The organism is Niallia oryzisoli (assembly GCF_036670025.1).
GTDB classification, from domain to species: Bacteria; Bacillota; Bacilli; order Bacillales; family Cytobacillaceae; genus Bacillus_BD; species Bacillus_BD oryzisoli.
In genome coordinates this window covers 4,848,453-4,862,398 of the sequence record NZ_CP137640.1, presented here as the reverse complement: position 1 = coordinate 4,862,398, position 13,946 = coordinate 4,848,453, and the positions used below count along the sequence as shown (strand labels likewise).

The 13,946-nt window shown below is 38.2% G+C and carries 18 protein-coding genes and 1 pseudogene; 13 read left to right on the top strand and 6 right to left on the bottom strand.

Annotated elements, in window-relative coordinates; translation table 11 throughout:
- Positions 1–61: 61 nt before the first annotated feature.
- The gene (locus R4Z09_RS24395) at positions 62–337 is read left to right on the top strand and encodes a YutD family protein (protein WP_338449293.1); all 276 of its coding nucleotides are present in this window, start codon (positions 62–64) and stop codon (positions 335–337) included.
- 226 nt (positions 338–563) lie between these two features.
- Here the strand turns inward: R4Z09_RS24395 and R4Z09_RS24390 are convergent, their stop codons facing one another.
- Both R4Z09_RS24390 and R4Z09_RS24385 read right to left on the bottom strand, forming a co-directional pair.
- Positions 564–815 carry a cytosolic protein gene (locus R4Z09_RS24390; RefSeq protein ID WP_338449292.1) on the bottom strand — a complete coding sequence of 84 codons (252 nt, stop codon included), beginning with the start codon at positions 813–815 and terminating at the stop codon, positions 564–566.
- A gap of 61 nt (positions 816–876) precedes the next feature.
- Positions 877–1,143, bottom strand: a complete 267-nt coding sequence (locus tag R4Z09_RS24385; protein WP_338449291.1) for a DUF3055 domain-containing protein — start codon at positions 1,141–1,143, stop codon at positions 877–879.
- A 507-nt stretch (positions 1,144–1,650) separates the two neighbouring features.
- On the opposite strand from R4Z09_RS24385, the gene R4Z09_RS24380 reads away from it, so the two are divergent.
- From R4Z09_RS24380 to R4Z09_RS24365, 4 genes are all read left to right on the top strand, one after another.
- Positions 1,651–2,784 (top strand): EAL domain-containing protein, encoded by a 1,134-nt coding sequence (locus R4Z09_RS24380; protein WP_338449290.1) that lies wholly within the window; start codon positions 1,651–1,653, stop codon positions 2,782–2,784.
- 67 nt (positions 2,785–2,851) lie between these two features.
- The gene (locus R4Z09_RS24375) at positions 2,852–3,298 is read left to right on the top strand and encodes a DUF86 domain-containing protein (RefSeq protein WP_338449289.1); all 447 of its coding nucleotides are present in this window, start codon (positions 2,852–2,854) and stop codon (positions 3,296–3,298) included.
- 123 nt (positions 3,299–3,421) lie between these two features.
- Entirely contained in the window at positions 3,422–4,045 is a 624-nt protein-coding gene (locus R4Z09_RS24370; RefSeq protein WP_338449288.1) for a helix-turn-helix transcriptional regulator, read from the top strand.
- A gap of 52 nt (positions 4,046–4,097) precedes the next feature.
- Positions 4,098–4,865, top strand: a complete 768-nt coding sequence (locus tag R4Z09_RS24365; protein ID WP_338449287.1) for a TIGR01457 family HAD-type hydrolase — start codon at positions 4,098–4,100, stop codon at positions 4,863–4,865.
- 63 nt (positions 4,866–4,928) lie between these two features.
- Here R4Z09_RS24365 and R4Z09_RS24360 read toward each other — a convergent pair whose 3' ends face one another.
- Positions 4,929–5,432 (bottom strand): phosphatidylglycerophosphatase A, encoded by a 504-nt coding sequence (locus R4Z09_RS24360; protein WP_338449286.1) that lies wholly within the window; start codon positions 5,430–5,432, stop codon positions 4,929–4,931.
- Between the two features lie 293 nt (positions 5,433–5,725).
- On the opposite strand from R4Z09_RS24360, the gene yutH reads away from it, so the two are divergent.
- The 3 genes from yutH to thrB all read left to right on the top strand — a co-directional run bounded on the left by yutH (position 5,726) and on the right by thrB (position 9,210).
- Positions 5,726–6,727, top strand: a complete 1,002-nt coding sequence (gene yutH / locus R4Z09_RS24355) for a spore coat putative kinase YutH (protein ID WP_338449285.1) — start codon at positions 5,726–5,728, stop codon at positions 6,725–6,727.
- Between the two features lie 231 nt (positions 6,728–6,958).
- Entirely contained in the window at positions 6,959–8,245 is a 1,287-nt protein-coding gene (locus R4Z09_RS24350; RefSeq protein ID WP_338449284.1) for a homoserine dehydrogenase, read from the top strand.
- A 53-nt stretch (positions 8,246–8,298) separates the two neighbouring features.
- Positions 8,299–9,210, top strand: a complete 912-nt coding sequence (thrB, locus tag R4Z09_RS24345; RefSeq protein ID WP_338449283.1) for a homoserine kinase — start codon at positions 8,299–8,301, stop codon at positions 9,208–9,210.
- Positions 9,211–9,256: 46 nt separating this feature from the next.
- On the opposite strand, the gene R4Z09_RS24340 is transcribed toward thrB, so the two are convergent.
- Positions 9,257–9,493, bottom strand: coding sequence for a NifU family protein (locus tag R4Z09_RS24340; protein WP_338449282.1), 237 nt, complete (start codon positions 9,491–9,493; stop codon positions 9,257–9,259).
- 145 nt (positions 9,494–9,638) lie between these two features.
- On the opposite strand from R4Z09_RS24340, the gene R4Z09_RS24335 reads away from it, so the two are divergent.
- Complete coding sequence (locus tag R4Z09_RS24335; protein WP_338449281.1) at positions 9,639–9,974, top strand: YuzD family protein; 336 nt, start codon at positions 9,639–9,641, stop codon at positions 9,972–9,974.
- 58 nt (positions 9,975–10,032) lie between these two features.
- On the opposite strand, the gene R4Z09_RS24330 is transcribed toward R4Z09_RS24335, so the two are convergent.
- The gene (locus R4Z09_RS24330) at positions 10,033–11,100 is read right to left on the bottom strand and encodes an NAD(P)/FAD-dependent oxidoreductase (RefSeq protein WP_338449280.1); all 1,068 of its coding nucleotides are present in this window, start codon (positions 11,098–11,100) and stop codon (positions 10,033–10,035) included.
- A 376-nt stretch (positions 11,101–11,476) separates the two neighbouring features.
- Between R4Z09_RS24330 and R4Z09_RS24325 the strand changes: the two genes are divergently transcribed.
- Positions 11,477–11,716, top strand: a complete 240-nt coding sequence (locus tag R4Z09_RS24325) for a YuzB family protein (protein ID WP_338449279.1) — start codon at positions 11,477–11,479, stop codon at positions 11,714–11,716.
- Between the two features lie 35 nt (positions 11,717–11,751).
- Here R4Z09_RS24325 and R4Z09_RS24320 read toward each other — a convergent pair whose 3' ends face one another.
- Complete coding sequence (locus R4Z09_RS24320; RefSeq protein ID WP_338449278.1) at positions 11,752–12,438, bottom strand: DUF2225 domain-containing protein; 687 nt, start codon at positions 12,436–12,438, stop codon at positions 11,752–11,754.
- A gap of 164 nt (positions 12,439–12,602) precedes the next feature.
- On the opposite strand from R4Z09_RS24320, the gene R4Z09_RS24315 reads away from it, so the two are divergent.
- From R4Z09_RS24315 to R4Z09_RS24305, 3 genes and pseudogenes are all read left to right on the top strand, one after another.
- Entirely contained in the window at positions 12,603–12,965 is a 363-nt protein-coding gene (locus tag R4Z09_RS24315) for an iron-sulfur cluster assembly accessory protein (protein ID WP_338449277.1), read from the top strand.
- Between the two features lie 165 nt (positions 12,966–13,130).
- On the top strand, positions 13,131–13,406 hold the full coding sequence (locus tag R4Z09_RS24310) for a hypothetical protein (RefSeq protein ID WP_338449276.1): 276 nt from the start codon (positions 13,131–13,133) through the stop codon (positions 13,404–13,406).
- Between the two features lie 105 nt (positions 13,407–13,511).
- Positions 13,512–13,815: pseudogene (locus R4Z09_RS24305) on the top strand (recombinase family protein); the annotation flags it as partial.
- Positions 13,816–13,946 lie beyond the last annotated feature (131 nt).

Sequence of the window (13,946 nt, the reverse complement as noted above, 5' to 3'; positions counted from 1 at the left end):
CGTCTGCTATGAAGGCTGAAATGGTCCGTTTTATTGGAGACACACTTGAGAGGTGAAAAGGATGGTTTGCATTGAAAATACTTGTTACGAGATCGTTGAGGAAAGAGGAAATGGCTTTAACGAAGAAGCTTTCCGCAGCCGATATAGCGATATCTTAACGAGATACGATTATATTGTCGGTGATTGGGGATATGGTCAGCTTCGGTTAAAAGGCTTTTTTGATGACCAAAATCAAAAGGCTTCCTATGATACAAAAATCAGCACAGTATCAGAATACCTTTATGAATTTTGTAACTTTGGCTGTGCTTACTTCATTGTGAAAAAAGTAAAAAAATAAGGTGTCAGGCACCGCAAAAAGACAAAATGCTAGCATTTGTTCATCTGCGGTGCCTAACACCCTTTTTTATGAGATAAGAAAGTATTTCTTTAGACTTTGATAGTGGTCTAGCTCCAGCGCCTAGCCCCTCGAGGTCATAAGCCAATCCGTCAAGAAGGTTAAAGAACAACCTTCATGCCGGCTTGTCTTATGCTTGTCGGGGCTGAGCAAGGCGCTTGCGCTTTTCTTATTCATCGTGCGGAGGATGTGCGCCTTCCATCTGCCTTGGCAGGTCTTCATGAAGCGATTTGTTCTCCCAGTTGAAGGCACTGTAAGTCCGTTGTCCTTCACGCCATGGGGTGCTTTTATTTTCAACAGGTGTATTTTTTCCAATCGGTGAACCGACAGGTCCTTCGGGAAATTCCTCAGGAATGACAACATTTCTCATCTTTTCAACGTTGGAAAAATTTCTATAATGTTCCGTCTCTTTGTCGTCCATTTTGATCACCTCAACAACAGTATTCACTTTTCTTGTGAAAATATGAGGTGATACGAGCATGTCAGACGATTTCGGATAGAAACGAAGTGAGTTCTGCCGCCGCTTCTTCATCTAAGCGAAAAACATGCTCCAAATAGCCTTCTTCTTCTAAATCATCATGACCAATAATAGCGAAGTTTCCGCCTTGAATATCAAGAACCAATAATTTTCCATAATAACGATCTGAATATGTGATCGCTAAATCAAAGCGGTTATTTTCACCCATAAAGCTGACAAACCTTGTTTTTGTGTTTTCAGTATCGTCGTATAAGTAAAAGCGTTCTGTCATCTTTTTCTTTTTCTCCCCTTTATTCACTGTCGTTACAAAATATTTCGCAAAAAATATTGTTATCCCTATATTAGCAGAAACAATGGTTATACACTAATGGTTGAGCACTAGTTAATAATTTTTCATAAATAGATTTTGTGAAAATTATGGTACAATAAACATAAGTATATTAATATGACGGAAAAGACATTGAAACAGTTTCATACGAAAGCACCAAACTGATATATGCCTATGAAAATTTGTGCGTAATCGAACTTGTAAAACCGTTTACATTACAAATGGGATAATTTAAATATATAATGGTTTCTATGCTTCTGAGAGGAAGGTATATCGATGAGAGTTAGGAAATGAAGCAAATGGGTAAATTGGTGGAAAGTCTTTCTTCCGTTACGGCATATTAGGTTTTTTCCACCACGCTTTATTATAAGAGACGTAATCGCAGAAGGTGTTTTACAGGCTTTTAAAAACGGAAATGAAACGGCTGTTATTGTGTATAACATCAGGAATATGTCAGATCTGATACAGTGGTTTGGTACAAGCGAGACTGAAAAAGCCATTCAAACGATAAAAAAGACCTTTCATGAAGTAATTGAACGGGAACAAGGGCTTAGAAAGAATAAAATGCTCTTAGCGGATTACCATTATGGAGATGGATTTTCAATCTATTTTCAAGTTGAAGATGATGTGGAGCAAAGAGTATATGACGTTGATGCATTAATGAAAAAATTATATAACGAAATGAAACGTGCGCTGCCATCAGATGAAGTTACGAGCCAGCTTATTGTTGATAAAGAATTTATGTTTATCGAAAAAAGATATCCTGTGGTTCAGGATGCGATATATACAGCCCGCAAACAGGCTCTTACGATGGCAGAGAAGCGGGTTCAGAGTGAATATCTCGAAATGCGCTATGAAATGAGTAAGATTATTTCGAAAAAGAAAATTCGGATGTTTGCCCAGCCAATCATGGATATGATGAAAAACGAAATCCATGCATGGGAGATGCTGGCAAGGGGTCCTGAAGGCACCGATTTAGAAATGCCTTTACGTCTATTCGCCGTTGCAAGGCAGACCGGTAACCTCTATGATTTAGAAATGATTGTCCTCGAGAAAACCTTTGAAAAAATAAAGGAAACCGGCTGCCACCAAGAGATTTTTGTTAATTTTACACCATTGACTCTTGGAAATAAATGGTTTGTTCAGGATTTACAAACACAATTAAATAAGTTCAGCATGGTTAATCCACGTCAGATCATTATTGAAATGACGGAGCAGGATACGGTAGAAGAGAAGAAGGTATTAATTGATAATGTGAAACAATTACGTTCGTTAGGCATTCGTTTTGCCTTAGATGATACTGGCGCCGGTTATTCAAATTTCAATTCAATTGGTGAAATTCTACCGGAAATTATTAAAATAGACAGGGCACTAATTCAAAATATCCATGAAAGTTCCGTAAATGAATCCATATTAAAAGGAATTCTGCTTGTGGCTAAAGAAGTAGGTTCTAGAGTGGTGGCTGAAGGAATTGAAAAGATGGAGGAAGTAAGTGTCTTGTCAAAACATGAAGTTGATTTCGCTCAAGGATATTATTTTGCCAGGCCTTCTGACTTTACTCATCAAATGCTGTCATCAATGTAAAGGGGACAGCGCCAGCCTTATAGCAGAAATTTATAAACGGATAAACTAGAGGGGAAAGGTGATAGAAATGTATTTTGTGGATAGAAATAAAATTGAAGAAACATTAAATTATCTGGAAGGACTTATTGGTTTATTAGAAGAAAAAAAAGAGTGGGAAACAGCGGTTGAAAAGGCAGGTTTAGAAAGAATTCTCCACATGATTCTTGAGTCTATCCTTGATGTTGGAAATGGCCTTATTGATGGCTTTATTATGCGTGATCCAGGCAGCTATGATGATATTATTGATATTTTAGAGGATGAAAAGGTTATTACGAAGGAAATGTGTGAGAGCTATAAAAAAGTGATTTCCTATAGGAAAAATCTGCAGCAGCAGTATACAAATATCAACCATCGTGAACTCTTGGAGGGCTTCCAACGTCAATTAATTCCGTTAAAACAGTTTGCCCCAAAGGTACAGGAGTATATGGAAAATGAACTTGGCCCTGTTACTGCTTTCAAACCATCTGCTAAATAATAGAGCGGTTACATTGCGGAAATCAAGATGCAGGCTAAATTCCAGTGAACAAAGTCAGAGATATAACGATATTTCCAGGTATAGAACGCTTAAAAGCTTTTCTTACAAGGATGGTGAAGTGAAATGTTAATTAATACACGGAATACAAAGGAACAAATATTAGCCCTTTTAAAGCAATATGGCAGCTTAACGATTATGGAGCTATCGAATGAATTGGGTATTACTGAAATGGCAGTAAGAAGACATGTCCAAACGTTGGAGCGTGACAAACTCATTCGTTCGAATGTAAAAAAACAAACAATGGGCAGACCTTCTAAAGTATATGAACTGGCAGAGCAGGGAGAAAACTTCTTCCCGAAAAAGTATAAGGAGCTCAGCCTTGAAATCTTAAACGGACTAAAAGAAGCCGGCCAGGAAGACCTGATTAAACAAATACTGGAAAAGAAAAGAGAGCAATTCCTTGAACAGTATAAACTCGATCATAAGCAGGAAGCGTTGGCTGAAAAACTTGAAAGCTTGAAGCGGATCCAAGAGCGTGAAGGCTATATGCCGCAAATTGAGAAACAGGATGGCAAGCTGCATTTTAAAGAGCTTAACTGTCCATATGTTGAAATTGCAAAAGAATATCCTGGAATTTGTCAAGCTGAGCGCGAGTTTATCAAGAAGTTTTTAGATGCAGATTTTACCACTCTATCTTCGATGGCGGAGGGTCATACATGCTGCCATTATTCGATACAAGAAAACTAATATAAGTGTAACAAACCGACTACAACATGCTTCTGCAAATGAGGGTGAATGGATGAAACAATACAAAGGGTATTTAATTGATCTAGACGGTACGATGTATAGAGGAACGGAAGTGATTCAAGAGGCAGCAGATTTTGTTAATAAATTAAATGAACGCGGTCTGCCGTACTTGTTTGTAACAAATAACTCTTCTAGAACACCTGCACAAGTAGCGGAAAAGCTTCGAGACTTTGGGGTAAAAGCAACGGAAGAGCAGGTTTTTACAACCAGTCTCGCAACAGCTAATTACATTTATGAACAAAAGAAAAAGGCCTCTGTCTATGTGATTGGTGAAGAAGGGCTTATGACAGCGTTGAAAGAAAAAGGCTTTCCGTTTGCCAATGAACATGCTGATTTTGTTGTAGTGGGCATTGACCGTGAAATTAGCTATGAAAAATTAGCGATTGCCTGTTTAGCTGTCCGCAATGGTGCCGTCTTCATCTCGACGAATGCCGATATTGCATTGCCGACAGAAAGAGGGCTTCTCCCTGGAAATGGATCGTTAACGTCCGTTATTTCTGTTTCTACCCAAACAAAGCCAATCTTCATTGGAAAACCAGAGTCGATCATTATGGAGCAGGCGCTAAAGGTAATTGGGACAAAAAAAGAAGAGACCTTAATGATTGGGGACTATTATGATACCGATATTATGGCAGGAATGAATGCAGGAATCGATACATTACTTGTCCATACGGGTGTCACAACAAAAGAGCTGTTGAAGGGCTACGAGAATCAGCCAACCTTTGTTTTGGACAGTCTTAATCAGTGGGAAATAGTGTAAGAAGCACGCCTTATCAGCGTGCTTCTTTTGTTATCTCAGTTCAGCCTAAGGGCGAAGTGATTCCTACTCTACATTTTCGGCACGGTGTGCAAGGCGGCTTGATGCTGCCGCAGCAATGGCACCGACAATATCATCAAGAAAGGTATGGCAGTAACCTGTTGATTTATCATTCAGTTTCTTTAGGATGCCTGGCTTTTGTTTATCAATATAGCCATAGTTTGTGAAACCGATTGAACCATATACATTAACAATGGAAAGGGCAAGGATTTCATCAACCCCATAAAGACCTTCATCCGTCTTAATGATTGATTGCAGCGGTTCTTCCAGCATTCCTTTCTCAGCCAGTATATCAAGCTGAATTCCTGTTAATATGGCGTTTTGAACTTCTCTTTTAGAAATGACCCGCTCTACATTGTGCAAACAATCTTCCATTTTTAAATCTGTATGATAATCTTTTTGCAAATAATACACAAGCTCCGCGATTTCTTCGGTTTTGACTCCCCTTTCTTTAAGCCATTTTCGCGCTGTTTCTTCCGTTAGATCCATAACTTTTCCATCTTCACTCATACGTTTCACCTTTTTCCTAAGATTTTCACAACTGTTTATGTGGACCTATTGAATCTCTTCCTCATCTTCATCATTTCCGTCGATTAAGCCCTTATTCAAGAAATACACAAGTTTCCCGTTCATTCATCATAAATATAAAACATCAGCTAATTAGTAAAAAGGAAGCAATAAAATAAATAGTATTAGAATTATTCTATCAATTTTTCATGATGCCTGCCAAAGATGAGCACAAATTATTTTTTTATAAACATTTCTGAAGTGAAATTTTGTCATAAAAAATGAGGTGGAGAAGTATGTTACAAAAGCTTCTTAAAAAGCATTATGGAATCGAAGCGATCGAATCGATGCCGATAGGTCACTATCATTCATGTAAAAAAGACAATCAGCGGTATATTTTGATTCCGGTTAATCATGTAAATGAAGAAGAATTGGCAGAATTAGACCAAATAGCGAACCATTTACAAAAGAATGGAGACCGCTCAGTCAGTTCATTTCTACATACAAAAGAGAATAGCAGAATATTGGCATTGGAATCGGAAAAATATTGTGTTCTCACTTGTCACCAGACCCATTTACGAACATCAGACCGAATGGGGAGAAAGTTGGCGAAATTCCATTTTCGTGGCAGATCTATTTCTTTTCCAGTGCAAAAGATAAGCAGAATCGGGCAATGGAAAAGCCTGTGGGAAAAGAGAATAGACCAAATGGAAAAAGTTTGGAACAGTATGCTTTATCAACATCCAGAAAATGAGTTTGACCGCATGTTTTTAGAGTCTTTTCCCTATTATATGGCAATTGGAGAGAATGCGATTCAGTATTTAGTGGATACAGAGCTGGATGATGACCCAAAAGCTATCGATAATGGGACAGTATGTCACGATCGTTTTACGATCCATACCTGGGGTGAAGAATTTTGGCTGAGAAACCCATTTGATTGGGTATTTGATCATTGCAGCCGTGATTTGGCAGAATGGACTCGAGAGCGTTATTTCCATAATTATCGAACGCATCAGCCGGATATCCAAAGTTTCTATAGGGATTATCAGTCGATTGAACCATTAAGCTCTTTTGCTTGGAGATTATTATATGCAAGAATTTTGTTTCCGCTTCATTATATGGAGTGTATTGAAGATTATTATTCGACAACTTCTGAGCAGCAGCAGCGGCTCTTGACCGAGCGGTTGGAAAGTTATTTACAGCATTCAAGTGATCATAGAAAATTCCTACAAGATTTTTATCAATTGACAGAAGTCCCCGTGCGCAAATTTCAAATACCTGTTATTGATTGGCTTTAAAACCATGGCGGCACTGCTTTTTTTTATGAAAACAGACAGTTTTCGCGTATAATAAAAATAGTGAAAATAATAAGAAAATAAGGAGGGATAAAAGCTTTAGTATACATAATTTGAAATTATTGCTGAAAATGAGAAATTTATTCCTTGTAAAACCAGTATTTTCACACTATAATGTCTACTATACACATACAAATGTACTTTTATAATGAACAGCTAAAGGGAGGGCTAGCAGTGAATGTGATTTCAATAGGTTTATTAGGGCTTGGCACAGTTGGTTCAGGTGTTGTAAAAATTATCGAAGACCATCAGGATAAACTCATGCACCAAGTCGGCTGTCCGATACAAGTGAAAAAAATTCTCGTTAAAAGTTTGGATAAAGAACGTTCAATCGATATTGAACCATCTGTTTTAACAACAGATGTCGATGATATATTGCTAGATCCTGAGATCGATGTAGTGGTTGAAGTAATGGGCGGCGTTGAGAAAACAAAAGGATATCTCCTAGAGGCATTGAACAATAAAAAGCATGTCGTAACAGCTAATAAAGATTTAATGGCTCTTCATGGAGCGGAGCTTTTGCAGACTGCTTCTCATAATGGGTGCGATTTATTTTTTGAAGCAAGTGTTGCCGGGGGCATCCCTATTTTAAGAAGTATTGTGGATGGTCTGGCTTCAGATAAAATTACGAAAATCATGGGAATTGTAAACGGCACAACAAACTATATCTTAACAAAGATGAGCAAAAACGGTGCTGCCTACGAGGAAGTGCTCAAAGAAGCACAAGAACTGGGATTCGCTGAAGCAGATCCAACTTCAGATGTAGAAGGATTGGATGCGGCTCGTAAAATGGCGATTCTTGCCACTCTCGGATTTTCAATGGAAATTGATTTAGATGACGTGTCTGTAAAAGGAATTACATCGATTACAGAAGAAGATATTCAGTATGGAAAGCAGCTTGGTTACACAATGAAGTTGATCGGTATGGCAAAGCAGGATGATGATAAAGTGGAAGTCAGCGTACAGCCTACGATGTTATCTGATTCACATCCGCTTGCTGCAGTGCAAAATGAATATAATGCCGTTTATGTCTGTGGTGAAGCGGTTGGCGAAACAATGTTTTATGGTCCGGGAGCGGGCAGCCTTCCTACAGCAACTTCGATTGTGTCAGACCTGGTTGTTGTCATGAAAAATATGCGTGATGGTGTCAATGGTAAAAGCATTGTATCGCCGCAATATCCGAAAAAATTAAAAGCTGATAATGAGATTTTCTCAAAGTATTTCTTACGTTTACATGTATCAGATGAAACAGGCGTGTTTGCAGAAATTACATCACTCTTTGCCGAGCATAATATCAGCTTTGAAAAAATCCTTCAGCTACCTATCGTAAAACGGGAAACAGCTGAAATTGTTTTGGTTACTCACCATGCAACAAAGCAGGATTTTGAAGATATTTTAGTGAGATTAAGGGATTTAAAATCAGTAAAAGATATTAAGAGTACGTACCGCGTTGAAAGATAACACGGTTAAAAATGAAAAATAAGCAGCAGAACATACTAAGGAGTTGTCAAGGTATGAGCGAAAGTGACATGCTCATAATAAAGGTTCCCGCCAGCACTGCCAATCTTGGCCCTGGCTTTGATTCGATAGGAATGGCGTTAAATCTTTATTTAACTTTAGAAGTGGAAAGAGCAGATCAATGGGAGGTAATTCCGCTAAGCAAGGAAATGGCCTCTTTTACAAAGGATGAAAGCAATTTTATTATTCAAATCGCATTAAAAACAGCCAAGCGGTACAATAAGGAATTACCGCCGGCAAAAATCAGGGTTAACAGTGAGATTCCGCTTGCCCGAGGTCTTGGCTCAAGTGCTTCCGCGATTGTAGCCGGTATCGAACTGGCCGACGTGCTTGGCCGGCTTAACCTATCACGGCAGGAGAAATTTGCTTGGGCATCAGAGATTGAAGGACATCCTGATAATGCAGGTGCTTCTGTATTTGGAGGTCTGTTGATTGCCTGTCAAACAGATGATTCTGTTGATGCGGTTGTTACACATGATATTGATTTTGAAATTGTCGCGGTTGTACCGCGCACAGAGCTTTTAACGAAAGAAGCAAGAGGTGTACTTCCTCAGGGAGTAACTTTTAAAGAGGCTGTTACAGCTGGTGCTGTTTCAAATGTACTTGTAGCAGCTTTATTTAGCGGCAACTATGATTTAGTTGGTAAGATGATGAAGAATGATCGTTATCATCAGCCATATCGCCGCCAGCTTGTCCCGCATATGGCAGTCATTGAAGAACATGCACTGCAGTATGGCGCTTTTGGAGTAGCATTAAGCGGGGCAGGGCCGACAATCCTTTGCTTAACAAAGCCTGGTGCTGTACAGACTGTTATTGAAGGATTACAGAAAGTTCTCCCGGACATGGATTATTTAAGTCTGAAGGTTGATCAAACCGGAAGTAAAGTCTATTCAATGACAGGGATATAAAAAAAAGAAAGCGACTTCTAGCCGCTTTCTTTTTATCATGTTCCTATTAGAATACTTGTTCAACTTCCACGATCCCTGGAACTTCCTCAAGCAATGCACGTTCAATACCAGCTTTTAGTGTAATAGTAGAGCTTGGGCAGCTTCCACAAGCGCCTAACAGGCGTAATTTTACAATTCCATCCTCTACATCTACCAATTCACAATCTCCTCCGTCACGAAGAAGAAAAGGACGCAATTTATCTAATACTTCTTGTACTTGCTCTGTTATTGTTTGTTCTGACATGTCGATCATCTCCTTTCCACTCATAATTATTATTATAATCAGAAGAAGGGAAAAAAGCTATAAATGAGAATTAAAATCCAGCAGTTGCTTTTTACCATGAAAGAACTTAATTTAAAATTGTAGCATAAAAAAAGGAAGGTGTAGTATGGCGCAAAAAACGGTAGAAATAGCAATTTATGGAGCAGAGCAGATTTGCGCAAGCTGTGTGAATTTACCCTCTTCAAAGGACACTTATGAGTGGCTAGAGGCAGCAGTCAAACGAAAGTTTCCCAAACAACCTTTTCTGTTCACTTACACAGATTTATATGAACAGACTGATAATGAAGAGAAAAAACAAATGATAAAGAGGATATTGGAAGAGGATTTGTTTTATCCGGTGGTCGTTATTGAAGGGAAGATTGTCGGAGAAGGAAATATTCGCCTAAAGAATGTTTTTTCCGAGCTAATAAACTATGGGTATAGGGAAGAAAATGGTGAATAACAAGAAAAAAATCCGCAAATAATAAAGCTTTTTGCGGATTTTTTGATACTTTAGCTGTTTAACCATTATGATATTTATACATCCATAGAATACCTGACTTAATTAAACGGGCAACCCTGCCAGTTACCGGTTTTTCAGCGACTAGACCAAAACCATGTTTTTTACCAAGTGAGCCGAGTATTCCTTTTAATTTAATCGTTGGTAATGATTCTGGCAATGGTTCACCTTTCCAACGCGATTGCAGGACCTGTACAATTTGCTCTGCTTGACCTTCTGCTAATTGAGCACTTGGAGCATGCGGCAGACTTGCACAGTCTCCCACTACATATACATGTTCATTATCAGGGATATTATGATGCACGGTTAAGACGACTCTGTTTTGTTTGTCTTTTTGGACATCCATTTCCCGAACAATTCGGTTTGGCTGAATCCCTGCCGTCCACACGATGACATCACATTCAATTGGTTCATCGTGATTATAAAGAACATTCTCTTCTACTCTCGTAATATTAGAATTGTTGACAATTTCTACTCCATGATTATCAAACCAATTCTGAACATACGTGCTTAGTCTCTCAGGGAATGAAGATAAGATATAGTTTCCTCTGTCAAACAATTTTATCTTTAAATCCTTACGACTCTCATTCAGTTCGGATGCAAGCTCAACACCGCTAAGTCCAGCGCCGACAATCGATACGACTGATCCCGGAGGAAGATTATTTAACGCTTGGTAAGTATCCCGCGCTTTTTCAATGCTTTGGATACTGTATGTGTATTCGGCAGCTCCAGGCACATTATGATATTTATCCTCACAGCCTAAGCCGATAATCAAATCATCATAGGTTACCGGATCCGCGTTAGATAAAATCACTTTGTTTTCTTCTAAGTCAATTTTTTCAATTTCAGCATAAACGACTTTTAATTTTGGGTGTTCCGGAAGGTCTACACGCACATGCTGATCGGATATCGTACCAGCTGCAAGGGCATAGTACTCGGTTTTAAGGCAGTGATAGGGTAAGCGATCAATTAAAGTAATGGATACATCTTCTGGTAATTGATTTGGCAGTAAACGGGCAAGTACTCTCATTCCGCCATAGCCAGCACCAAGTATAACAAGGTTTTTCATTTCAATTTTCCCCTTTTTACTTCATTCAGCTGAAATTTTCTTTTATTTGATTGATGAATGAAGTCATTCTTTTGTCATACATAGCAATAGTAAACGATTAAGAATTTACAGTATGCCCTTCTATTAAAGGGCATACTTATTGAAGCCTTTTTGAATGAACAAAAAAACCTTCAAAAATTATATTTAATTATTGAAAAATACTGTAGATACCCAAAGTATATCTAAATTGTGACAAAATAACAACAGTTATAGGGCGAAATATTGACAAATTACCTACGTCGTAAATGAAAATCACTATTCCAATGGATAAGCGATATTATTTGCCTACGTGATATAAAAAAAGTATTATGATTGTTAGAGTAAGAGGTGAAAATACATGTTTAAATCTATTATAGAATTTTGTGTCAGTAATTTAGCATCTGGTGCACAAAAGGCAAAGGAACAATTAGAAAAAGATTATGACCTGGATGTCATTGAGTATGGATGTTTAGGCTACTGTGGTAAATGCGCACATTCATTATTTGCTCTTGTTGATGGTGAGGTTGTTACGGGAGAAACACCAGAACAGCTTGTAGATAATATATATCAGTATTTAGAAGAGAATCCTCCTTTTTAGTAATACAACAGTAAGGGTGCATTTTGTATGCACCCTTACTGTTTAAGATCCTGTCTAATTTCCTGCCATCTTTCTTTTGCCATTTCAATTATTCTTGTTTCTACCGCCCGTCTCTGTCCTTCGATGATTTTTGAGAAGTATCTGCCTGAATCCTTTTTATTTCCAGCTCGATACGAGAGTTCCGCTAGTAGGTATAGGACACGGAATTCCGATAGTTGGGTTCCTTGATAATCCTGAGTCATATAGGCATCCACATATTCGTGAAGGGCCAGCTTCATAAAGCGCATTTCTTGATCACCATTCTCCTGTGAGCGGTAAAACCAGGCAATTTTTAAATACATTCCTGCCAGTACGATATGTTTTTCTTTTTTCAACGATGCACAATAGACAGCAAGCTTATACGTTTTAATCGCATCATTTACTGTCCTTTTGTTCGAAAAACTATGAGGCCTCCATTGTGAACAAACCTTCTCTTGGATCACTTCTTTTGTACTAGGTGGAAAGTACGGGGAGAAATCATCTGAAAATGAATATCCGCAGGCAGGGCATACCATAATAAGATACCACAATGGGTTTGTTTCAAAAGGAGAATAGCTAGGACAAAAATCAGTATCACTGTGGATTACTTTGACAAAGCGGGAGCGTATTTTCTTAGATGTAAAAGAATTTCCACATAGGGGACAATCACATGTTTTATCAAATAAAGCATCTAGTTCTGACAAATTGGGTCACCTCTTTAGGATGAAGACTGGTTCTATTTTACTGCTATTATAGCTTGGATAGAAGAGAAGCACTAATGATTGGGCACTTTTGATAGGTTACTTAAGTTGAGGAGAGGTTGGGAAGAGTATATAATATAGAGAAAGTGTTAAAAGGAGGAAAGTATATGAGCGAAACAGTTACGATTACAGAAGCAGCTGCTATTCAGATAAAAGAAATGATGAAACAAAATGAAGAAGAAGGATCGCTATTACGAGTTGCCGTTAAAGGCGGGGGCTGCAGCGGTCTAACATACGGGATGGGATTTGTTCAAGAAGCTGAAGAAGATGATCTCCAATTTGAACAAAACGACATTCAAGTAGTAGTAAAGAAAGAAGACGCTGCTATTTTAAATGGAACAATCATAGATTACAAGCAATCTATGATGGGCGGCGGGTTTACAATCGATAATCCGAATGCGATTGCTACCTGCGGCTGCGGTTCATCCTTTAAAACGGCAGCAAACGCTGGTACGCCAGAGGAATGCTAAGGTTTTAGAATAATTGTTCTGGGTTATGAATAACAGGGTAATTTTGAGTATACACAATCATGAAATTGTATAATAACGACCCTAATTTAATTAAATCAAGGTTGTAAATTACATGCCTTCTCGGTAGTTAATGTCTAAAACATTACTATTTGAGGAGGCTTTTTTATGTCTTTAAACAAGAGAATTAGGAAAAAACCAGTTGGAAAAATGTCTAATCAAAATGAATATCCAAAATTAACAATGAAACAAGCAATTGACCTAGTCATAGCAGGAAAGAGTGCAGAAGGTTTAAGGGAACGGACGTTAAAAGATTATCAAAACGATTGGAAGTATTTTGTTTCATGGCTTCAAAAAAACTATGAAATTGAAACGGTAGATGAACTTACACCACAGATTTTTCGGAACTACATTAACTATTTAAAATATGATGCACCCAAGTAAGACGGCACAAGTATATCCAAAGTGAACAAGGAATCGGTTTATCTGATACAACGATTAACATTCGTTTAAGGGTGTATCGGGCGATGTTTAACTATCTAGAGCAGGTTGGATACCCGTAAATATAATGATTCAATCGGTTCTTTTGTAGCTGACTTGGTTTTACAGGTTTTATCATAGGTTGCCGAAGAAGAGAGAACTAAGATTAAAACTCGTCAAGCTGAAGGCATAGCCTCGGAAAAGGCTCAGGGTAAACACTTAGAGTAGACCTAGAACATCAATCATATCTCAATTTGAACAGGCTTATAAGCAATGGAAATCAGGAAACATTACTGCAGTTGAAGCAATGAAAATATCAAATATGACTAAGGCTACATTCTATCGCAAAGTAAAGGAATATGAGGCAAGCTAAGGGACTCCTCAAGGGGTCTCTTTCTTTATGTTGAGGATGAAGGGGGGTATTTTCCACGCTTTTATGCCGCCCATTTTTACGATAGGGGTATAGTCGGTTAATTCACACACCATGGATTATTAATATGTATA

Bases quoted from the DNA above. Each gene is read 5' to 3' on its own strand.
- thrB (WP_338449283.1), top strand. From the start codon at position 8,299: ATGAGCGAAAGTGACATGCTCATAATAAAGGTTCCCGCCAGCACTGCC.
- R4Z09_RS24375 (WP_338449289.1), top strand. From the start codon at position 2,852: ATGTATTTTGTGGATAGAAATAAAATTGAAGAAACATTAAATTATCTG.
- R4Z09_RS24325 (WP_338449279.1), top strand. From the start codon at position 11,477: ATGTTTAAATCTATTATAGAATTTTGTGTCAGTAATTTAGCATCTGGT.
- yutH (WP_338449285.1), top strand. From the start codon at position 5,726: ATGTTACAAAAGCTTCTTAAAAAGCATTATGGAATCGAAGCGATCGAA.
- R4Z09_RS24380 (WP_338449290.1), top strand. From the start codon at position 1,651: ATGTCAGATCTGATACAGTGGTTTGGTACAAGCGAGACTGAAAAAGCC.
- R4Z09_RS24360 (WP_338449286.1), bottom strand. From the start codon at position 5,432: ATGAGTGAAGATGGAAAAGTTATGGATCTAACGGAAGAAACAGCGCGA.
- R4Z09_RS24370 (WP_338449288.1), top strand. From the start codon at position 3,422: ATGTTAATTAATACACGGAATACAAAGGAACAAATATTAGCCCTTTTA.
- R4Z09_RS24365 (WP_338449287.1), top strand. From the start codon at position 4,098: ATGAAACAATACAAAGGGTATTTAATTGATCTAGACGGTACGATGTAT.
- R4Z09_RS24315 (WP_338449277.1), top strand. From the start codon at position 12,603: ATGAGCGAAACAGTTACGATTACAGAAGCAGCTGCTATTCAGATAAAA.
- R4Z09_RS24395 (WP_338449293.1), top strand. From the start codon at position 62: ATGGTTTGCATTGAAAATACTTGTTACGAGATCGTTGAGGAAAGAGGA.
- R4Z09_RS24390 (WP_338449292.1), bottom strand. From the start codon at position 815: ATGGACGACAAAGAGACGGAACATTATAGAAATTTTTCCAACGTTGAA.
- R4Z09_RS24385 (WP_338449291.1), bottom strand. From the start codon at position 1,143: ATGACAGAACGCTTTTACTTATACGACGATACTGAAAACACAAAAACA.
- R4Z09_RS24340 (WP_338449282.1), bottom strand. From the start codon at position 9,493: ATGTCAGAACAAACAATAACAGAGCAAGTACAAGAAGTATTAGATAAA.
- R4Z09_RS24330 (WP_338449280.1), bottom strand. From the start codon at position 11,100: ATGAAAAACCTTGTTATACTTGGTGCTGGCTATGGCGGAATGAGAGTA.
- R4Z09_RS24310 (WP_338449276.1), top strand. From the start codon at position 13,131: ATGTCTTTAAACAAGAGAATTAGGAAAAAACCAGTTGGAAAAATGTCT.
- R4Z09_RS24335 (WP_338449281.1), top strand. From the start codon at position 9,639: ATGGCGCAAAAAACGGTAGAAATAGCAATTTATGGAGCAGAGCAGATT.